Source organism: Streptococcus sp. 23.2 (assembly GCF_016648665.1).
Classification (GTDB): Bacteria; Bacillota; Bacilli; order Lactobacillales; family Streptococcaceae; genus Streptococcus; species Streptococcus salivarius_E.
On sequence record NZ_JACLQJ010000014.1, the window covers coordinates 13,036 to 33,531 of the forward strand.

24 protein-coding genes and 1 other annotated feature are annotated in these 20,496 nt (G+C 38.8%); of the genes, 21 read left to right on the top strand and 3 right to left on the bottom strand.

Features of this window, described 5'->3' with window-relative positions:
• Positions 1 to 73: 73 nt before the first annotated feature.
• A complete protein-coding gene (locus H7T98_RS07865) occupies positions 74 to 820 on the top strand; it encodes an NADPH-dependent oxidoreductase (protein ID WP_060972410.1) in 747 nt (248 codons plus the stop codon).
• A 23-nt stretch (positions 821 to 843) separates the two neighbouring features.
• On the opposite strand, the gene H7T98_RS07870 is transcribed toward H7T98_RS07865, so the two are convergent.
• Positions 844 to 1,701, bottom strand: a complete 858-nt coding sequence (locus H7T98_RS07870; RefSeq protein WP_198463937.1) for a metallophosphoesterase — start codon at positions 1,699 to 1,701, stop codon at positions 844 to 846.
• A gap of 93 nt (positions 1,702 to 1,794) precedes the next feature.
• Between H7T98_RS07870 and queG the strand changes: the two genes are divergently transcribed.
• The 11 genes from queG to H7T98_RS07925 all read left to right on the top strand — a co-directional run bounded on the left by queG (position 1,795) and on the right by H7T98_RS07925 (position 13,633).
• Positions 1,795 to 2,913, top strand: a complete 1,119-nt coding sequence (gene queG, locus H7T98_RS07875; RefSeq protein ID WP_201061625.1) for a tRNA epoxyqueuosine(34) reductase QueG — start codon at positions 1,795 to 1,797, stop codon at positions 2,911 to 2,913.
• Positions 2,914 to 2,965: 52 nt separating this feature from the next.
• Positions 2,966 to 4,064, top strand: a protein-coding gene (prfB, locus tag H7T98_RS07880; RefSeq protein ID WP_096833329.1) for a peptide chain release factor 2 whose coding sequence is annotated in 2 segments (ribosomal slippage) — positions 2,966 to 3,037 and positions 3,039 to 4,064 — 1,098 coding nt in all. Because the reading frame shifts where the segments join, the coding sequence is not laid out codon by codon here.
• 87 nt (positions 4,065 to 4,151) lie between these two features.
• Entirely contained in the window at positions 4,152 to 4,844 is a 693-nt protein-coding gene (ftsE, locus tag H7T98_RS07885; protein ID WP_049545099.1) for a cell division ATP-binding protein FtsE, read from the top strand.
• On the top strand, positions 4,837 to 5,766 hold the full coding sequence (ftsX, locus tag H7T98_RS07890; RefSeq protein ID WP_110981213.1) for a permease-like cell division protein FtsX: 930 nt from the start codon (positions 4,837 to 4,839) through the stop codon (positions 5,764 to 5,766). Before ftsE ends, ftsX begins: the two co-directional genes overlap by 8 nt.
• Before the next feature lie 154 nt (positions 5,767 to 5,920).
• A complete protein-coding gene (locus tag H7T98_RS07895; RefSeq protein WP_037597740.1) occupies positions 5,921 to 6,403 on the top strand; it encodes an NUDIX hydrolase in 483 nt (160 codons plus the stop codon).
• A 9-nt stretch (positions 6,404 to 6,412) separates the two neighbouring features.
• The gene (locus H7T98_RS07900; protein WP_002890855.1) at positions 6,413 to 7,591 is read left to right on the top strand and encodes an AI-2E family transporter; all 1,179 of its coding nucleotides are present in this window, start codon (positions 6,413 to 6,415) and stop codon (positions 7,589 to 7,591) included.
• Positions 7,581 to 8,810 carry a tetratricopeptide repeat protein gene (locus H7T98_RS07905; protein WP_201061627.1) on the top strand — a complete coding sequence of 410 codons (1,230 nt, stop codon included), beginning with the start codon at positions 7,581 to 7,583 and terminating at the stop codon, positions 8,808 to 8,810. Before H7T98_RS07900 ends, H7T98_RS07905 begins: the two co-directional genes overlap by 11 nt.
• A 121-nt stretch (positions 8,811 to 8,931) precedes the next feature.
• A complete protein-coding gene (lepB, locus tag H7T98_RS07910; RefSeq protein WP_201061629.1) occupies positions 8,932 to 9,489 on the top strand; it encodes a signal peptidase I in 558 nt (185 codons plus the stop codon).
• 157 nt (positions 9,490 to 9,646) lie between these two features.
• Complete coding sequence (locus H7T98_RS07915) at positions 9,647 to 11,773, top strand: N-acetylmuramoyl-L-alanine amidase (protein WP_201061631.1); 2,127 nt, start codon at positions 9,647 to 9,649, stop codon at positions 11,771 to 11,773.
• Between the two features lie 79 nt (positions 11,774 to 11,852).
• Positions 11,853 to 13,076, top strand: a complete 1,224-nt coding sequence (pepT, locus tag H7T98_RS07920; protein ID WP_070578536.1) for a peptidase T — start codon at positions 11,853 to 11,855, stop codon at positions 13,074 to 13,076.
• A 56-nt stretch (positions 13,077 to 13,132) separates the two neighbouring features.
• Positions 13,133 to 13,633: an EbsA family protein gene (locus H7T98_RS07925; RefSeq protein ID WP_145516914.1), complete on the top strand. Its 501-nt coding sequence runs from the start codon at positions 13,133 to 13,135 to the stop codon at positions 13,631 to 13,633.
• Here the strand turns inward: H7T98_RS07925 and H7T98_RS07930 are convergent.
• Positions 13,617 to 13,814, bottom strand: a complete 198-nt coding sequence (locus H7T98_RS07930) for a ferredoxin (RefSeq protein WP_195918227.1) — start codon at positions 13,812 to 13,814, stop codon at positions 13,617 to 13,619. The two genes, H7T98_RS07925 and H7T98_RS07930, sit on opposite strands and share 17 nt — an antisense overlap.
• A gap of 45 nt (positions 13,815 to 13,859) precedes the next feature.
• Here H7T98_RS07930 and H7T98_RS07935 point away from each other — a divergent pair, with 45 nt between their 5' ends.
• From H7T98_RS07935 to H7T98_RS10205, 7 genes are all read left to right on the top strand, one after another.
• A complete protein-coding gene (locus tag H7T98_RS07935; RefSeq protein ID WP_145516913.1) occupies positions 13,860 to 14,510 on the top strand; it encodes an SAG1386/EF1546 family surface-associated protein in 651 nt (216 codons plus the stop codon).
• 21 nt (positions 14,511 to 14,531) lie between these two features.
• Positions 14,532 to 15,212: a (d)CMP kinase gene (gene cmk / locus H7T98_RS07940; protein WP_002885119.1), complete on the top strand. Its 681-nt coding sequence runs from the start codon at positions 14,532 to 14,534 to the stop codon at positions 15,210 to 15,212.
• A 23-nt stretch (positions 15,213 to 15,235) separates the two neighbouring features.
• Positions 15,236 to 15,358, top strand: a sequence feature (ribosomal protein L20 leader region).
• A 13-nt stretch (positions 15,359 to 15,371) separates the two neighbouring features.
• Positions 15,372 to 15,902: a translation initiation factor IF-3 gene (gene infC / locus H7T98_RS07945; RefSeq protein WP_002885108.1), complete on the top strand. Its 531-nt coding sequence runs from the start codon at positions 15,372 to 15,374 to the stop codon at positions 15,900 to 15,902.
• 38 nt (positions 15,903 to 15,940) lie between these two features.
• A complete protein-coding gene (rpmI, locus tag H7T98_RS07950; RefSeq protein ID WP_002885093.1) occupies positions 15,941 to 16,141 on the top strand; it encodes a 50S ribosomal protein L35 in 201 nt (66 codons plus the stop codon).
• A gap of 56 nt (positions 16,142 to 16,197) precedes the next feature.
• Positions 16,198 to 16,557 (top strand): 50S ribosomal protein L20, encoded by a 360-nt coding sequence (rplT, locus tag H7T98_RS07955; protein WP_195918228.1) that lies wholly within the window; start codon positions 16,198 to 16,200, stop codon positions 16,555 to 16,557.
• Between the two features lie 43 nt (positions 16,558 to 16,600).
• Positions 16,601 to 17,074 carry a GNAT family N-acetyltransferase gene (locus tag H7T98_RS07960; protein ID WP_195918229.1) on the top strand — a complete coding sequence of 158 codons (474 nt, stop codon included), beginning with the start codon at positions 16,601 to 16,603 and terminating at the stop codon, positions 17,072 to 17,074.
• Between the two features lie 85 nt (positions 17,075 to 17,159).
• Positions 17,160 to 17,681 (top strand): DUF2798 domain-containing protein, encoded by a 522-nt coding sequence (locus H7T98_RS10205; RefSeq protein WP_155123991.1) that lies wholly within the window; start codon positions 17,160 to 17,162, stop codon positions 17,679 to 17,681.
• A gap of 71 nt (positions 17,682 to 17,752) precedes the next feature.
• On the opposite strand, the gene H7T98_RS07970 is transcribed toward H7T98_RS10205, so the two are convergent.
• Positions 17,753 to 17,938: a 4-oxalocrotonate tautomerase gene (locus tag H7T98_RS07970; RefSeq protein WP_002885057.1), complete on the bottom strand. Its 186-nt coding sequence runs from the start codon at positions 17,936 to 17,938 to the stop codon at positions 17,753 to 17,755.
• A gap of 361 nt (positions 17,939 to 18,299) precedes the next feature.
• Here H7T98_RS07970 and pepV point away from each other — a divergent pair, with 361 nt between their 5' ends.
• Both pepV and H7T98_RS07980 read left to right on the top strand, forming a co-directional pair.
• Complete coding sequence (gene pepV / locus H7T98_RS07975; protein WP_201061633.1) at positions 18,300 to 19,706, top strand: dipeptidase PepV; 1,407 nt, start codon at positions 18,300 to 18,302, stop codon at positions 19,704 to 19,706.
• Between the two features lie 40 nt (positions 19,707 to 19,746).
• Positions 19,747 to 20,331, top strand: a complete 585-nt coding sequence (locus tag H7T98_RS07980; RefSeq protein WP_195918231.1) for a uracil-DNA glycosylase family protein — start codon at positions 19,747 to 19,749, stop codon at positions 20,329 to 20,331.
• Positions 20,332 to 20,496: the final 165 nt, after the last annotated feature.

Here is a 20,496-nt window from a genome sequence, read left to right on the forward strand (position 1 = left end):
TTATCACATCTTGAATTCAGGAGGAGTCTTGTTTATAATTGAAGAGAAATGATCACAAGTTAAGGAGAAGGCCATGAACGAGACTATTAAGACACAACTCAATCACCGTAGCATCCGTCAATTTAAACCTCTAGCTTTGACACGAGAAGAAGTTAACCTTTTGGTTGATGTTGCAAGACATACAGCAACGAGTAATTTTAGACAGTCCTATTCGATTATCAGTATTACTGATGAAACATTGAAGGAAGAAATTGCAGAGATTGCTAATCAACCCTATATTCCAAATGCTGGGCATCTTTTTGTATTTGTTGTGGACCAAAGACGTAACACACTGATTGCAGAGGCAAAAGGCGCTGAAGCCTTGGTCCAAGGTAGTCCTGAACGCTTTATTTCGGCCTTCTCGGATGCTATGATTGCTGCTCAAAATGTGGTAGTAGCTGCTGAGAGTTTAGGTATGGGAACAGTTTACCTTGGTAGTATCTTGAATGATAACGCTAAACTTTCAGAGCTTCTCAAACTGCCAAAGTATGTCTATCCAGCAGTAGGATTAGCAGTTGGTTGGCCAGATCAAGAACCGCAGCTTAAACCTCGTTTACCCCGTCACGTCATCCATATGGAAAATTATTATCGAGACTTAGAACATCCCTTAGAGGAGCTAAAAAATTACGACGCTGAAGTTCATGAGTATTATGACCTTCGTGATCTCAATAACAGAGTTGATGAATTTACAACACAGATTGCAAAGACAATGGATCAATCCGTTGCCAATCGTGCGAATACCTTGAAGGACCTTCAAAAGCAGGGATTTTTCACCGACTAAAAAACGACTCCTAAAGAGTCGTTCTACAAATCAAATAGTGTCATGGATGAAAGGAACTCATTTGCCAGTTCCTTTTTTTCATATTCTAAAAACTCCGACCGTTTCTTGACCAGGTTGTAACGTTTGGAGAGGTTCCATGTTCCAGTAGGATTGAGTTCAGGGTGATTGGAAACAAAGTCGATGGTTAAATCCCATTCTCGTCGGTATCCAAGAGGACGCGAGTGATAGGTTACGCCATCAATAGTTACCGTCCCATAACTGCGGTGGGCATGACCAAAAACAACATCTTTAACGCCATGCTTGGCGAAAATCTGGTGGAATTTTTCCGAGCCTAAGTAGGCATTAAAAGGTGCAAAACGCTGATGCGTCATGGTAAAGCGGCTGTGAGGAACAAAATGCATGGCAACTATAAGGTTACTAGTGTCTAACTCACTTAAGACATTATCTAGCCTTTTAAGACTAGTTTGACAGATATCAGGATCAGTCCCCAATCGTTTAAGTCGTCGGTCGAACCAAAGTTGTTTCTTACGTTTAAGAATCTTATCTAACGTTTCATCTGAATAGGAATAGTCATACCACCCATGAAAAGCCAATAATGTCTTACTACTTAAATTTATCACCTGAAAATCAAGATTATCAATAAGGTTATCTTCTAAATCAAGCATATCATGATTGCCTAAATTATAGGTGACCTTGACCTCCTTAGACAGTTTTCGTAGAAAAGGTTTTGTGTCGATAAAATAATGGTTAGAAATATCACCAGCGATATGGAGATGGCTAACCTCTTGATTTTTTAGGCACTTTATAAGAGTATCAATTTCATATGTTTCAAAGTGATTTATATCAATATGTAAATCACTCATTACTGCAAGTCTCGTCATAGAAACATTGTAACAAAAAGGTTAAGGCTTGTCTGTAAATGAAGATGGTGGAAAATACTTGCCCTTAGACTACAATTTCATTATGATAAGAATATGGATATCAAATTAGAAATACAAAAGATGGCCAAGGAGATTGGCATTTCAAAAATTGGTTTTACAACCGCCGATGATTTCGCCTATCTGGAAAAATCCCTTCGACTTGGTGTCGAAGAAGGGCGAACAACAGGTTTTGAACATAAAAATATTGAAGAGCGTATTTATCCTAAGTTGACCTTGGAATCAGCTAAAACCATCATTTCCATTGCAGTTGCCTATCCGCATAAGCTGCCACAACAACCCCAAAAAACAGAATATAAGCGTGGCAAAATCACTCCAAATTCATGGGGTCTAGATTATCACTATGTTTTGCAGGACAAACTAAAACGCCTGGCAGAAGGCATTGAAAAACTGACGGAAAACTTCGAATATAAAGGTATGGTGGATACTGGAGCATTGGTCGATACAGCAGTGGCTAAGCGAGCTGGTATTGGCTTTATCGGAAAGAATGGACTAGTGATTTCGAAAGAATACGGGTCCTACATGTATCTCGGTGAGCTTATCACTAATCTAGAGATAGAACCTGATCATGAAGTAGACTATGGCTGTGGGGATTGTCGTCGTTGTCTGGATGCCTGTCCGACATCCTGTCTCATTGGCGATGGGACTATGAATGCCCGTCGTTGCCTATCCTTCCAGACCCAAGATAAGGGGATGATGGATATGGAGTTTCGAAAGAAAATAAAGACTGTTATCTATGGCTGTGACATTTGTCAGATTTCCTGTCCATATAACAGAGGTATCGACAATCCTTTGGCTTCAGACATAGATCCTGAGCTTGCCATGCCCGAATTGCTTCCATTTCTTGAGCTGAGCAATAAGTCCTTTAAGGAGAAATTTGGTATGATTGCCGGTTCATGGCGAGGGAAGAATATTCTTCAACGTAATGCCATTATTGCCTTGGCCAACTTACATGATCGCAATGCTATTGTCAAACTGATGGAGATAATTGATAAGAATAATAATCCCATCCATACGGCGACTGCCATTTGGGCTCTCGGTGAGATTGTTAAGAAACCCGATGAGGCTATGTTAGATTACATGAGGGAACTGTCACCTAAGGATGAAGAATCCCAAGCAGAGTGGGAGCTTGTGTGTGCAAAATGGCAAATTTAAGTGATTTATGCTAGAATTAAGCATAATACTATAAAATGGAGGAAACCTATCCATGGAAGTGGCAGAAATTCGCCAAAAAATCTCTGAAAATCAAGAGAAGCTCGTGAGCTTCGGGAGGTCTCTTTGACTTAGATCGTTTGGAAGAGGACATTGCACTCCTCGAAAACCGAATGACTGAGCCAGATTTTTGGAATGATAATATTGCAGCTCAAAAGACCTCACAAGAGTTAAATGAGCTAAAAATGAAATACGAAACTTTCAACAATATGCAAGAACTCTCTGACGAGACAGAGCTTTATTTAGAAATGTTGGAAGAAGATGATAGTGTTCAAGAAGAGCTTGAAGAAACACTCGAAAAACTTGATAAGATTATGACAAGTTACGAGATGACATTGCTCTTGTCTGAACCTTATGACCATAACAATGCGATCCTGGAAATTCACCCAGGCTCTGGTGGGACAGAAGCTCAAGACTGGGCTGATATGTTGCTCCGTATGTACCAACGTTATGGAAATGCCAAAGGTTTCAAGGTCGAAACTTTGGATTATCAGGCGGGTGATGAGGCTGGAATCAAATCTGTAACCCTTGCTTTTGAAGGACCTAATGCTTATGGTTTCCTCAAGTCAGAAATGGGTGTCCACCGTTTGGTTCGTATTTCACCATTTGACTCTGCCAAACGTCGTCATACCTCTTTTACATCAGTGGAAGTCATGCCTGAATTGGATGATACCATTGAAGTAGAGATTCGTGACGATGATATCAAGATGGATACATTCCGCTCAGGTGGTGCTGGTGGTCAGAACGTCAACAAGGTTTCTACAGGTGTGCGTTTGACCCACATTCCAACAGGTATTGTTGTAGCTTCAACGGTTGACCGTACACAATACGGGAACCGTGACCGTGCGATGAAGATGCTTCAAGCTAAGCTCTATCAAATGGAGCAAGAAAAGAAAGCAGAAGAAGTGAATGCTTTGAAAGGTGATAAGAAAGAAATCACTTGGGGAAGCCAAATTCGCTCATACGTTTTCACGCCATATACCATGGTTAAAGATCACCGTACAGGCTATGAAGTTGCCCAGGTTGATAAGGTAATGGATGGAGATATTGAAGGCTTCATCGATGCCTACCTCAAGTGGCGTATGGAAGAATAGTAACGATATACTATTTTTAAGTATTTAGATACTTTATCTCAATGAAAGGAAGACGTTCGGCTACTTTAGTAGTTGAATACTGACATTATGGCTCTTATTGAATTAAAAGATGTTACTAAGAAGTATGATAAGTCAACAACAGCCCTTAGACACATTGATTTGTCTGTTAACTCTGGGGAGTTTGTTTACTTAGTCGGCCCTTCTGGTGCTGGTAAATCAAGTTTAATTCGCTTGTTCTACCAAGAAGAAAAATTAACGAGTGGTTCTATGAAGGTTGGAGAGTTCGATTTAACCCGACTTCGTAAGAAAGATGTTCCACTCTTGAGACGTTCCATTGGAGTTGTTTTCCAGGATTATAAACTTCTTCCAAAGAAAACAGCTTTTGAAAATGTTGCTTATGCCATGGAAGTTATTGGTGAGAAACCTCGTCATATCAAGAAACGAGTGGCAGAAGTACTCGAGTTGGTTGGTCTTAAACACAAGATGCGTTCATTCCCAAATCAATTGTCTGGTGGTGAGCAACAGCGTGTCGCTATTGCACGTGCTATCGTCAATAATCCAAAAGTGTTGATTGCGGATGAACCAACAGGGAACTTGGACCCAGAGATTTCATGGGAAATTATGCAAGTCCTTGAACGTATTAACTTGCAAGGGACTACCATTTTAATGGCAACCCATAACTCAACTATCGTTAATAACCTTCGTCATCGTGTCGTTGCGATTGAAGAAGGACGTATTGTTCGTGATGAAGAGGAAGGAGAGTACGGTTACCATGATTAGACGCTTTTTCCGCCATTTAGGAGAATCGATTAAGAATCTCAAACGTAATCTATTGTCGACACTTACGGCAGTATTTTCGGTAATGATTGTTCTTTCACTTTTAGGTGTCTTTGGCTCTGTTATTTTAAATACGCAGAAATTGGCTTCAGATATTGAAAAGAATATTCAGGTCAATGTCTACTTGGATCCAGATTCATCAGATGCCTCGAAAACAGTCAAGGAACTTTCTGGACAGATTGTTGCTAATAAAGACTACCATAAGATTTATGATTCTTTGACCAAAATCAAAGGTGTAGATAAGGTTACTTTCTCTAGTAAAGAAGAACAAAAGAAACAACTGATTGAAACAATGGGTTCAAGTTTCGAGACAGCTACTGGAGATGCCAACCCTCTTTCAGATGTTTACATCGTCCAAACGAAATCACCAGATGATGTCAGTCGAGTTGCCAAGGAAGCAAAAGCCATTCAGGGTGTTGATAATGCTAACTTTGGTGGCTCAGATACTGAAATTCTAATGTCCACTATGAAACGTGTTCAATTTTGGGGAATCATTGCCACAGCACTTTTAACTATTGTGGCTGTCCTATTGATTTCAAATACCATCCGTATTACCATTATGTCACGTGCGACTGAAATTCAAATCATGCGTTTGGTAGGTGCTAAGAATTCATACATTCGTCGTCCCTACTTGATGGAAGGTGCTTGGATTGGAGCACTTGGTGCCATCATTCCTTCTGGGCTCATTTATCTTTTGTATCACATGGTTTACTCATCTTTGAATCCAGATTTTGTCAAAGGTGGTATTTCGATGTATGATCCAGAGTGGTTTGTCTATGCGGTTATCGGAACCCTCTTCGCAGTCGGTATTATTATCGGTTCGATTGGGTCACGTATGGCAATGCGCCGTTATTTGAAATACTAAGAGATTAAAGGAGAACTATTTTGGTTCTCTTTTTGTTTGTCCGGAGATTCAGAAAAGCAGATTTTCAACTATATCTCAAAATCGTCTGCTCAAAGCCCAAATCCAATCCCATATTTGGTATAATATTTAAAAAACATTGGAAAAGAGATGCATTATGACAAAGTTAGCTACCATTTGTTATATTGACAATGGAAAGGAGCTTTTGCTCCTACATCGTAATAAAAAGCCTAATGATGTTCATGAAGGAAAGTGGATTTCTGTCGGGGGAAAACTAGAAGCTGGAGAGACACCAGATGAATGTGCTCGTCGTGAAATTCTCGAGGAAACACATTTTACAGTGACTGAGATGGATTTTAAAGGTATGATTACCTTTCCAGAATTTACCCCTGGTCATGATTGGTACACCTATGTCTTTAAGGTAACTGGTTTTGAAGGAGAACTCATCTCAGATGAGGAGTCTCGTGAAGGAACGCTTGAATGGGTACCATATGATGAGGTTTTATCTAAACCAACTTGGGAAGGTGACTATGAGATTTTTAAGTGGATCCTTGAAGATAGACCATTCTTCTCTGCAAAATTTAGCTACGATCGTAACCAGAACTTGGTAGATAAAACTGTAACATTTTATGATAAATAGGGAGGAACTATGAAGCGTAAAAAAACAGAAAATTTTTCAGAAACATGGTTTTTTAAGTGGATATTGAATAATCAGGCTGTCGTAGCTTTTTTCATCTTACTTTTGATTGGTTTGACGGTTTTGATTTTTACCAAGATTAGTCCCATTTTTTCACCCGTCATCCAGTTTATGACCATTATTATGTTGCCATTGGTTATTTCCATGCTCCTTTATTATTTAATAAAACCTTTGGTACTACTTGTAGAAAGAACGGGATTAAGTCGAACCATGTCTATCTTGGTCATATACGCTATCCTTGGATTGCTCTTGGTTTGGGGGATTTCAACAGCCATTCCAAGCTTACAAAATCAAATTTTGATCTTGATACGAAATGCACCATCATATATTGCACGTGCCAATAGTGAAACGGAACGTTGGATTAATCTCCCTATTCTTTCTAACTTCCATGGTGATTTAGAGTCCATGCTTAGTGATTTCTCAGCGAGAATGGTCAATTATGCTGAGAACTTTTCTTCATCGGCTTTGACATGGGTTGGAACTTTTGCGAGCACAGTAGCAAGGGTGACAGTAGCTATCATTTTGGCACCTTTCATTCTCTTCTACCTTTTAAGAGATAGCCAAAAGATGAAACATAGCTTTGTCTCAGCCTTACCAACTCGCTTTCGTGAAACTACTGTTCGTATGCTTTCAGATATTAATAGTCAGCTCGAAGGGTATGTTCAAGGCCAGGTTACAGTCGCTATTGTTGTTGCCATCATGTTCTGTATTATGTTTAAGATTGTAGGTCTTCGATATGGTATGACTTTCGGTATTATGGCAGGTTTTCTAAATATGGTTCCTTATCTGGGAAGCTTTCTTGCTATGGTACCAGTTATAATCATGGGACTGGTGCAAGGACCCGCTATGTTGATCAAGGTCCTCATCATTTTCTTCATTGAGCAAACTATTGAGGGACGTTTTGTTTCTCCACTCGTTTTGGGAAATAAACTAAGTATTCACCCGATTACCATTATGTTCATTCTCTTGACAGCAGGTTCTCTTTACGGTGTTTGGGGCGTCTTATTGGGGATTCCAATTTATGCCTCTGTCAAGGTTGTTGTTAGAGAGATTTTTGATTGGTACCGTTCTGTAAGTAATCTTTATCAAGATGATTTAGAAAATGAAGGACAAAAAGACGATGTTAAATAGTGAAAAAATGGTTGCCTCTATTGGAAACCAAGATTTAGACCACGCAGACAAATATTTTAAAAAAGCTTTACGAGAGGACCCTGCAGAGGTTCTTGTTGAGTTGGGCCAATACTTAGAATCTATTGGTTTCTTACCACAGGCACAGGAAATTTACGAAAAAGTTCGCTTTGATTTTCCAGAGGTTAATGTCAATCTAGCACAAATTGCTGCCGAAGATGGTGATATTGAAGAGGCTTTTCTCTATTTGGATGCCATACCTGAAGACTCTGACGACTATTTGTCTGCTTTAATTGTAAAGGCTGACCTCTACCAAATGGAGGGCTTAACTGATGTGGCACGTGATAAGTTGTTGGAGGCAAGTCAATTATCAGATGACTCATTGATTATTTTTGGTTTGGCTGAGATGGAGTTTGAACTTGGAAATTTTGAACAAGCAATTCACTACTATACTAAATTAGATAATCGTGACCTTCTTGCGATGACTGGCGTTTCAACTTATGAACGCATTGGTAAGGCTTATGCCAGTCTTGGAAAGTTTGAAGCTGCTCGTGAATTTTTGGAAAAAGCTATTGAAATTGAGTACGATGATACCGTTGCTTTTGAGTTAGCCACTTTGCTCTATGATCAAGAAGAGTATCAAAAAGCTAATTTTTACTTTAAGCAGATAGAAACCATGTCTGCTGACTTCGAAGGTTATGAGTATATTTACGCCTTGTCGTTACATGCAGAACTTAAGACCGAAGAAGCTTTACGAATGGCACAACAAGGGATTTCTAAAAATGCCTTTGATGTTCAATTACTTTTGCTGGCGTCACAGTTATCCTACGAGTTGCATGACACTCAATCTGCTGAATCTTATTTGAAGCAAGCCTTGCCATTGGCTGAGGACCAAGATGAGATTATCTTACGTTTAAGTACGCTCTATTTGGAAGAAGAACGTTACGAGGATCTAGTGGCTTTAGCCGATTATGAAGTTGATTCTGTTTTGGCTCGTTGGAACATTGCCAAGGCCTACCAAGCACTTGATGATGAAGAAGAAGCTTTTCAAATCTATCAAGATTTGGCTAAAGATTTATCTGAAAATCCTGAATTCCTCCATGATTATGCATATATTTTGCGTGAATTTGGTTACAGGGATCAGGCGCGTGCAACAGCTGAAAAATACCTTGCTTTAGTTCCAGATGATGTCAATATGCAAACATTTCTTGAGGACTATTAAGCTGTGAAACGTTTTAATCATTGGTTTTAAGAGAGGGAGAGATATATCGAGCTTGCTCACTCCCTCTTTTTTTATTTCTCTATTTATGTTATGATTTTATTAGAACCCATAAGGAGTGAGTATGGTTAAGAGAGATTTAATTCGAAATATTATCATAGCAGTTCTTGCCATTGTAGTGATTTTGTTGTTGAGAGCTTTTGTCTTCTCAACACACCGTGTGACTGAAGGTCAGGCTAATGACTATATTCATGCTGGTGACTATGTTACTTTCAATAAAAATGTTGAGCCTCAGAAAAAAGATTTTATTCTTTATACAGTTAATGGTAAAGAATATATTGGGCGTGTTATTGCTGATGAGGGTAAGAGCGTGACAGCTATGGATGATTTCCTTTATGTTAATGATAAGTCAGTTGATGAAGCCTATATTAGTAAGGGTAAATCAGCTTATTTGGCGACAGTTTCACCTGGGAATTTCTTCACTGATGATTTTTCCATTGCAACATTGACAGATAATAAACAAACTAAGGTTGAAAAGGGGCAGTACCTTGTACTGAACGATAATCGTCGTAATACAGATGATAGTCGTAAGTTTGGTCTCATTGACAAAGATCAAATTAAAGGTGTTATCTCTTTCAGATTGTATCCTCTATCACGTTTTGGTTTTGTTGATGTCGATTAATATTTCAATACTACTAAAAAAGCTAGGAACTTTTGATAAGTTTCTAGCTTTTTTTGCGAATAAATTGGTGATGGTTCATATTATGACGTTATGATACTGATAGTTTCATCGTTTTAAAATGAATTAGCAGAAATTGTAAGTAGAGAAGGAAATTAAGATGCAATTAGGATTTCATTTTGGATTTAAGAAAAGTAAAGCTTATGGACTGTGCGGTGTCATGCTGACAATCTTATTTTTGGGAATGTCTGGTCATTCGGCGAAAGCAGATGAAATGTTGTCGCCAACTGATACATCTTCATCTTTGAAAGAAAGTACTGATAATCAAGCGGCAAGCTATTCTGAAGTAGGAGTACACGATGATTCAACGAGTCAAATGAATCTACAAAGTGAAGAGGTATTAGAGGAGAAGCAAACAAGTCTGGAAGATTCTTCAAAAATAGCTGTCTTAACCAATAGTTCTGTGACCACAAGCTCTTATCAAGAGGCAGATGATCTTAGCGAAATTGACCAGAATCAACGTCATTTTCTTAGTGCCATTAAGCAAGGAGCTATGGATGGAGCCAAGGAAGGAATCCTTCCATCTATCACGGCAGCGCAAGCTATTCTAGAAAGTGGTTGGGGACGCTCTGAACTTGCTAAGGTTCCCAACAATAATCTTTTTGGCATTAAAGATTCAGAGGATTGGCATGGAGAAATAGTAACTGTACCTACACAGGAATATCTTAATGGTGACTATATCACAGTCAATGCTGCTTTTCGAAAATATGCCTCATGGAATGATAGCGTAGTAGACCATGCAAAATTTTTCACGAGTACCGAGTGGCGAAAAGACAATTACCGAAAAGTTGTGAATGAAACAGATTATCGCATTGCGGCTCAAGAACTGAAGAATGCAGGATATGCGACAGATCCAAGTTATCCCGGAAAACTTATCCGTTTGATCGAAGCCTATAAACTTTATGAATGGGATGCAATGTGTAATAATTCCATTTCTACCGTAGAAAATGAAGGAGTAGAGAGTCAATATCCTAAAGCTGACCTTGCTATCACTGGTCTCAACAATGCTACTGGTAGCTATGATCTTGTTATCTCAAACTTGATTGCGCCACGAGGTTTCAAAGAAGTCCTAGTTCCAACCTGGTCAGAAAAGAATGGTCAAGATGATATCATTTGGTACAAGGCAGCTAAGCAAGCTAATGGAGACTATAAGGTAACTGTTCGTTCAAGCGTCCATAAAGGTGATAGCGACCTTTATAATTCTCATGTCTATTTGGTTGACAATGATGGTAAATTCATTGGCTTAGGTGGCAAACAAGTGACACTTGATATCACTAAGACTCAAGGAACTTTGGCCATCACAAACAACGATAAAAATCGTGGAACCTTTGATATTTTTATCACCAATCTGACAAATCCAAGTGGTATTTCAGGTGTGGTAATCCCAGTCTGGTCTGAACAAAATGGTCAGGATGATCTTGTTTGGCATAATGCGACAAAACAGGATGATGGTTCTTATAAAGTAACTATTTCAGCAAGCCAACACAAGTGGAATTCAGGCAAGTACATCGTTCATGGCTATATTGTTGATGCTTCAGGTAAGAATATTGGCTTTGGGGCAACTTCAGCTGATGTGGTAGCCCCTAAGAAAATCAGTTCGGCATCAAGAGGAAATTACGATGTTTTAAATAAGGTTGTCTATCTCGATGCTGGGCATGGTGGCTATGATCCAGGTGCTTCTTACTTTGGTATCTCTGAAAAGAGCTTGACCTTGGCTATCCAAAGTCGTGTGAAAGCTAAATTAGAAGCAGAAGGTTATCAAGTTGTAACCACACGTACAAGTGATACCTATGTCGACTTGACGGATCGTTCACGTGCAGCTAATGCTTCTGAATCAGATATCTTCGTAAGTATTCACATCAATGCTTCAGGAAGTTCTGCAGCACAGGGTATTGAGACTTATTATTACCAACCTTATGCAGAATATCCATCACGTATTAATGCGACCTACCATGCCAATTCAACTCGATTGAGCATGAGTGATACCTTGGCCAATGCCATCCAGTCTAGCTTGATTAATGCGACTGGTGCTCAGAACCAAGGCGTGAAACGTCAAACCTTTGCGGTCTTGCGTGAGACAACAGCTCCAGCAGTCCTTCTTGAACTTGGTTTCTTGTCAAATCCTCAAGAAGCCGCTCGTTTGAATACCTCTGCTTACCAGGAGACTTTAGCTAACGCAATTGTAGCAGGGATTAAGTCTTACTACGAAAAAGAATCTAAAGTTTAAGTTTTACGTTAACCCATCATAATGATGGGTTTTTATGCTATAATTGAGGTAAATACTAAATACAACAAAAGGAGTGCTTATGGCTTACGATTTACTCTTAGAGCGTTTTTTACGTTACGTCAAAATCAATACACGTAGTGATGAAAATGCAACAAGAACGCCAACAACACAAAGCCAGGTGGATTTTGCCTTGAAGGTTTTAAAACCAGAATTAGAAGAACTGGGTTTAAGTAACATTCATTATTTGGAAAGTAATGGTTACCTAGTGGCAACCCTTCCGGCCAACGATGACAAGTTAACACGTAAGATTGGTTTCATCTCTCATATGGATACTGCTGATTTTAATGCAGAGGGAGTGTCACCACAAGTCATTGACTCTTATGATGGAGGTATCATTCCCCTTGGAAATTCAGGTTATAACCTAGACCCAGCTGATTTTCCAAATCTTAAGAATTATGTCGGTCAGACGCTTATTACGACAGATGGGACTACTCTTCTTGGGGCTGATGATAAGTCAGGTATTGCTGAGATTATGACAGCCTTGGCTTATTTGAAGGCACATCCTGAAATCAAACATTGTGAGATTCGTGTAGGTTTTGGTCCTGATGAAGAAATTGGGATTGGTGCAGATAAATTTGATGTTGATGATTTTGATGTCGATTTTGCCTACACAGTTGACGGTGGACCTTTGGGTGAATTACAGTATGAAACCTTCTCTGCAGCAGGAGCAGAACTTACCTTCCACGGACGCAATGTCCACCCTGGAACAGCAAAAGACCAAATGGTTAATGCCCTGCAGTTGGCAATTGATTTTCATAATCAGTTGCCAGCAGAAGAACGCCCTGAGTTGACAGATGGCTATCAAGGTTTCAACCATCTTCAAACCATGACAGGTACTGTTGAGGAAGCAAAATCTTCTTATATCATCCGTGATTTTGAAACAGAGTCTTTTGAAAATCGTAAAGCAGTCTTCCAAAAAATTGCCGATGAAATGAATAAAGCTTACGGTCAGACACGAGTTGATTTGGTACTTAAAGATCAATACTATAATATGCGTCAGGTGATTGAAAAAGATATGACGCCTGTTGAGTTGGCTAAGGGTATTATGGAGGAATTGGATATTACGCCAGTTATTGAACCTATTCGTGGCGGAACAGATGGTTCCAAGATTTCATTTATGGGTATTCCAACTCCAAACCTTTTTGCTGGTGGCGAAAATATGCACGGTCGATATGAGTTCGTTTCCTTGCAGACAATGGAAAAAGCCGTAGATGTTATTCTTGGAATTGTCAGTAAACCTTAATTGAGCTTGCTAAATACTGATTTTATGGTAAAATTAGAAGTAATGGAGGTGCTGAGATGATTAAAATTTTCGGCAAGTATCGTTACCATTGGCAACCCGAATTATCTTGGCTGATTATCTACTGGTCTTTAGCCGTCACGCCAATCTTTATTGCGGCGGCCCTTCTGTTCGAGTTGTACTCGGTGCCCTCACATATTTTGATGCTCTTCACTATTTTCGTTGCCTTGTTTGGTTTAGGTTTCCATCGTTACTTCATTATTGAAGACCATGGAATTCTACGAATTGTTTCATTCAACATTTTTAAACCACGCAAGGTAAAGATTAGTGACATCGAAAAGGTAGAAGTTGTCAAAACTGGTCTATGTCTCATCTTTAAAAATGGCAAGAAACGTCAATTTTATATGAGGAAGTGGCCTAAAAAATATTTCTTAGATGCATTAGCCCTTCACCCTGATTTCAAAGGTGAGGTAGAGTTATTGGATCACATGACAAACTTTGATTACTTTGCCTTTTATGAGGAATCAAAAAAAGCCCTGAAGCTTAAACTTCGCAAATAAGGGCTTTAGTGGGACAAGACTTGACGGCAGTCAAAGTCTCAGGGCTATTTTCAATAATTTGATTGAGTTGGTCGCTGTCTCTGAACCTAACAATACCTTCGTCATTATAATCAAAGACGGGAGAGTAGGTTTGGCACAAACCACAAGCGATACATTTTTCTGGAATTAATGATACTTTCATAGTATTATTTTAAAATAGATTTATTGTTTTTACAAGGAGAATATCATGAGTAAAAAACCATGGGAAGATAAGGTTTCTGACGAAGAGTTGGAAGAAGTAGTTGACGCTGATTTTCTAGATGATGAAGATGAGTTTGAGGATTATGAAGAAGAAGAGGATGTCACTCCTTCAGATGAAAAACGCGAAAAAGGTGGCGGCTTCATTAATTCATCATTCTTGACAGTCTTACTTGGATTATTCTTTGTTATTGTTGTATGTATTTTGTTCTTTGTTTTCTATACTTCAAATGTCGGTGGAAACAAAACTGCGGAATCTAAGGAATCATCTGGATTCTACTCATCTTCAACTAGCAAAGTTGTTAAATCTTCATCTAGCGAGAAAGACTCAAACAAAGATGAAGAAAGTGAGAAATCTACTACAGAAAAATCTTCAAAAGAGAAATCATCTTCAACTAAAGCATCAAGCTCTTCTAAACATGTAGAAAAAGAAGATGCAACTGAGTCAGCTGAGACAGCACCATCAAGTGCTACGGCAGCAGCAGATGGTTCATCAATTGTTGTTCAATCTGGTGAAGGTGCTGGTTCTATCGCTGCACGTGCAGGTATCTCTGTAGATGAGTTGGAACGTCTTAACCCTGATCACATGACAAGTGGTTACTGGTATGCTAACCCAGGTGACGTCGTTAACGTTCAATAATTTTAAAAGCAAAGGAACATCATGAAAGATATTAGAATTGCTATTGATGGTCCTGCGTCAAGTGGAAAAAGTACAGTAGCCAAGATTATTGCAAAAAATCTTGGCTATACTTATCTTGACACAGGTGCTATGTACCGATCTGCAACTTATTTGGCCTTGCAGAATGGTTTGACTGAAGAAAATGTACCAGAAATTTTGGAGCAACTATCTCAACATCCGATTTCATTCGGAAAAGCAGCAGATGGTAGTCAGCAAGTTTATGTAGGTGATGTTGATATTACACACCCCATTCGTGATAACCAAGTCACAAATAATGTTTCTTGGGTAGCAGCTATTCCTGAAGTGCGTCAAGAACTCGTTGCCCAACAACAACGTATTGCTCAAGATGGTGCTATTATCATGGATGGTCGTGATATTGGGACCGTGGTTTTGCCTGATGCAGAACTTAAGATTTTCTTGATTGCTTCAGTTGATGAACGTGCGGAACGCCGTTATAAGGAAAATATCGAAAAAGGTATTCCCGCTGACCTTGAGACTCTAAAAAAAGAAATTGCTGAACGTGACTATAAAGATAGCCATCGTAAGGTTTCACCTCTTAAACCAGCGGAAGATGCCATCACTTTTGACACTACAGGTGTATCTATTGATGGTGTTGTGGAATTTATTCAAGAAAAAGCAAAAAAAATTATTGACAAAGGATGACTCACTTGTTATACTATTAACAATGAGAAAAGCAGAAGTGAGAACTTCTCGCCTTGCGACTTAGGTTGTCTGGCCCAACATGTCAAATCCCTATAGGGATATTATGTGTGCGGGCTTGTATATCAAGTCCGCTTTGTTTTTCTCTAAAAAAATAAAGAGGTGAAGATCATAGCTAAGAAAGATCTATTCATTAACGATGAAATTCGCGTTCGCGAAGTTCGTCTTGTTGGTCTTGATGGTGAACAATTGGGAATTAAACCATTGTCAGAAGCGCAAGCTATTGCAGATGATGCAAATGTTGACTTGGTTCTCATCCAACCACAAGCTACGCCACCTGTTGCGAAGATTATGGACTATGGTAAGTTCAAATTTGAGTATCAAAAGAAACAAAAAGAACAACGTAAGAAACAAAGCGTTGTTACCGTTAAGGAAGTTCGTTTGAGTCCAGTTATTGATAAAGGTGACTTTGAAACTAAACTTCGTAACGGCCGTAAGTTCCTTGAAAAAGGAAACAAGGTTAAAGTTTCTATCCGATTCAAAGGTCGTATGATTACTCACAAAGAAATCGGAGCTAAGGTCTTGGCGGAATTTGCTGAAAAAACGCAAGATATTGCGATTATTGAGCAAAGAGCGAAGATGGATGGACGTCAAATGTTCATGCAACTTGCACCAATTCCTGACAAAAAATAATTGTCAAACTAACACTATTTTAAGAGGAGAATTTTAAAATGCCAAAACAAAAAACACACCGCGCATCAGCTAAACGTTTCAAACGTACAGGTTCAGGTGGATTGAAACGCTTCCGTGCCTTCACATCTCACCGTTTCCACGGTAAAACTAAAAAACAACGTCGTCACCTTCGTAAAGCGTCAATGGTACATTCAGGTGACTTTAAACGTATCAAATCAATGCTTTCACAAATGCGTTAATCCGCTACAAGCATTACAAATTAACTAAACTAGAATTAATTCGGAGGAATATATAAATGGCTCGTGTTAAAGGTGGCGTTGTATCACGCAAACGTCGTAAACGTGTATTGAAACTTGCTAAAGGTTACTATGGTGCAAAACACATCTTGTTCCGTACTGCAAAAGAACAAGTAATGAACTCTTACTACTATGCATACCGTGACCGTCGTCAAAAGAAACGTGATTTCCGTAAACTTTGGATTACACGTATCAATGCAGCAGCTCGTTTGAACGGTTTGTCATACTCACAATTGATGCACGGTTTGAAATTGGCTGAAATCGAAGTTAACCGTAAAATGCTTGCTGATTTGGCAGTTAACGATGCAGCAGCTTTCACAGCTCTTGCAGATGCAGCTAAAGCAAAAATTGGTAAATAAGAATTAAGATGGGTTTTACCCATCTTTTTTTATGGAGGTAATTATGATTCGTTTAGCAAGAGCAGAAGATATTCCAAGATTACAGGAGTTATTGGGGCAGATTCTTCTAGTGCATCATTATGCACGTCCTGATGTTTTTAAGGCAGAGGGCAGTAAATTTACAGATGCAGACTTAGAAGCAGTGATTAATGATCCAAATAAACCTATTTTTGTATATGAGGATGAAGAAGGCCATATCTTAGGTCATCTATTCTTAATGATTAAAGAAGTATCTGATAATAATGGTCCACTAAAGGCTGTTAAGACTCTTTTTATTGATGATTTATGCGTTGATAAGGATGCTCGAGGTCAAAAATTGGGAGAGAAGCTTTATCAATTTGCCTTGGACTATGCTAAGGAGTTAGGTTGTTATAATCTGACACTTCACGTATGGAATGATAATGCGGGTGCTGTACGTTTTTACGAACGTTTAGGTATGAAACCGAGATATACAGAAATGGAAACTATCCTTAAATAATACGTTTTCATGAGAAAAATTTAACTTACGAGGAATAAAAATTTTTGATATGCTGAAAGAGAACTTTTTGAAATGGAGAATTTTAATGCCTCGTAATTTTAAAGAACCTTTGCTTTTTACGATTTTAATGTGTGGAATGATGGTCTGTGGGATGAGTCTCTGGAATCTTCTCATCCTTGATTGGACTGGAGTTGTTCCCTTTGCTTGGGGTCACTTTTTCCAAGGTTATCTTCCGGGATTTGTAGTTGCTTTCTTACTGGATATGCTTTTGGTGGGACCACTAGCTAAGATAATAGCATTTGCAATTTTACATAAAGTAAAAGCCCATGATAAACGATGGGCGAAGATTTTGGCGATTTCTGGAACCATGGCGCTATTCATGGTAACCTTTATGTCGCTCTATGGATTAGTGTACAACGGTCAGTCGGTGACGCTCTTATCCTATGGTCGTGCTTGGTTGACAAATGTGATCATGGCCTTACCACTTAATTTTCTAGTAGTTGGTCCCATCTCACGCTTTATCTTGGGAAAATTGCAAAATCCATTGCCTGGTGAAGAAGTCGTAGAGAATTTTGAAGACGATGATGAATTACCAACTATAATTTAAGTATAGAACTGGAGAGAAACTCCAGTTTTTTAATATTAAAAGCAGCCACAGATGTGACTGCTTAATGATGATTAGTTTTTCTTTTTCATTTCACCATGTGGGTAGTAAGTTCCCTCTGGCATATCGTTAATGAAAACATGAATAGCTTCTTTAGGGGCTTTTGCAACACGTGATACAACCTCAGTAACTTCACGAGCAAGTTCGATTTTTTGTTCTTCAGTACGACCTTCAAAGAGATCAATTTTTACAAATGGCATAATGCATCTCCTTAGTTTTGATAGTCCTATTATAGCATTAATTAAGAGAATATTCTAAAGTTTTTGGAAATTCTTGAAATGATAATATCGCAATGCTACAATGTGAGTGATTTCAATAGTAAAGCCTAAAATAAAAAGAGGCAGGTAGCTAAGAGAAAGCGTTCCTAGTCGAAAGCAATAGTATTACTTTTGATTCGATCATTCCTGATTTAAGAAATATTTCACATGCTATTCAAAATGGTAAGGCATCTTGTGATGATAGGTAAGTGATTGCATTTTTTATTGGCTTTGTTTATAAGGGATGAAAACTCTTACTAAAAATGGTAAAATAATGCTAACTAGAGACAGTAAGGAGTAAATTATGACAATTGATTTTCGTGCCGAAGTTGATAAGCGCAAAGATGCTTTGATGGAGGACCTTTTTGGTCTTTTGCGTATTAACTCAGAACGTGATGACAGTAAGGTTGATGATAAGCACCCATTTGGTCCTGGACCGGTAAAAGCTTTGGAACATTTTCTTGCTTTAGCAGAACGTGATGGCTATAAAACTCGTAATATTGATAATTATGCTGGTGACTTTGAATTTGGTCAAGGTGATGAAGTTTTGGGTATCTTTGCCCACTTGGATGTAGTTCCAGCTGGTAGCGGTTGGGATACAGATCCTTACGAACCTGTAATCAAAGATGGCAAACTTTATGCCCGTGGGTCATCAGATGATAAAGGCCCAACAATGGCTTGTTACTATGCCTTGAAAATTATTAAAGAACTCGAGCTTCCAGTATCTAAGCGTGTGCGCTTCATTGTTGGTACTGATGAAGAATCTGGTTGGGGCGATATGGAATATTACTTCGCTCATAATGGATTGAAAGATCCTGATTTTGGTTTCTCACCTGATGCAGAATTCCCAATTATTAATGGTGAAAAAGGTAATATTACAGCCTATCTCCATTTTGAAGGTCAAAATGATGGGGACTTTAGTCTTGTGTCCTTTAATGGTGGTTTACGTGAAAATATGGTTCCTGAATCAGCAAGTGCAGATTTTACTGGACCTATCACTTTGAAAGAACTCGAGGCCAAATTAGCAGACTTTGTCGCCGAACAAGAAGTAACTGGTCAAGTGACCGAAGAAGCAGGTGTTTTCCATGTGACTATTCATGGGAAATCAGCTCATGGTATGATGCCACAAAATGGTATTAATGGGGCAACCTACTTGGCACTCTTCCTTAGTCAATTTGATTTCCAAGGCAATGCTAAAACGTATTTGGATATAATTGCTGAAACATTGCATAAAGATTTCTTTGGTGAAAAAGTAGGTCTTGCTTACACAGATCCTAAGATGGGTGAATTGACCATGAATGCTGGGGTGTTTCATTTCAATAAGGAATCAGCAGATAATACAATTGCTTTGAATTTCCGCTACCCTCAAGGCGTTGATGTAGACGGTATTAAGGCCGGCCTTGAAAAACTTGAAGGTCCTAAGGCTGTTAGTCTCTCAGAACATGGTCATGTGCCACACTATGTACCACTTAATGATCCTATGGTAGAGACCCTTCTTTCAGTCTATGAGAAACAAACAGGGCTTAAAGGTCATGAACAAATTATTGGTGGTGGGACATTTGGACGTCTCCTAAAACGTGGTGTTGCCTATGGAGCTATGTTCCCTGGTTATGTCAACACTATGCACCAAGCCAATGAGTTTACTGAGGTTGAAGACTTGTACCGTGCAGCTGCCATTTATGCAGAAGCTATCTATGAGTTAATCAAATAAAAAAGAGAGACAGTTTTGTCTCTTTTTTGAGGAGGAAAATATGGAAACACTTGAAGAATTAACACAAGCAATCATGTCCGATGAACAAAATAAAGCTTTTACGGAACAAGGTATAAAACCCTTGTTTACCATTCCAAAAACGGCACGAATTAATATCGTAGGCCAAGCTCCTGGTATTCGTGCCCAAGAGTCCGGCCTTTACTGGAATGATCCTAGCGGTGATAATCTCAGGGATTGGATGGGGGTTTCACGCGAAGAATTTTATGAATCTGGCATGTTTGCTATTGTACCAATGGATTTTTATTTCCCAGGTCATGGTAAATCAGGTGATTTACCTCCTCGCAAAGGATTTGCAGACAAGTGGCATGAGAAAGTTCTTGCTTTAGCTCCTGATATTCAATTGACGATTTTAGTAGGTAACTATGCACAGCGTTACTATTTACATCAAAAATCGTCGGCAAAATTAACGGATACAGTTAAGCATTACAAAGATTACCTTCCAGAGTTTTTCCCTCTCGTTCATCCCTCTCCTCGAAATAATATTTGGCAAGCCAAAAATCCATGGTTTATGGAAGAAGTAGTTCCAGAGTTGAAGGCTTTGGTTAAAAAAATCTTAAGTCGATGATGTCTGATATCTGCACTCGGATTGTTATTAGGTATTGTTTCAAATCAATGAAGCAACTATCAGAAAATACCCAAATATTGTAAAGATTTTAGCCCTTTGGGGCTTTTTTTGATGCTTTAATAAATTATTAGGGAAAAACAATTAATAAAAAATCTAATATTAGAC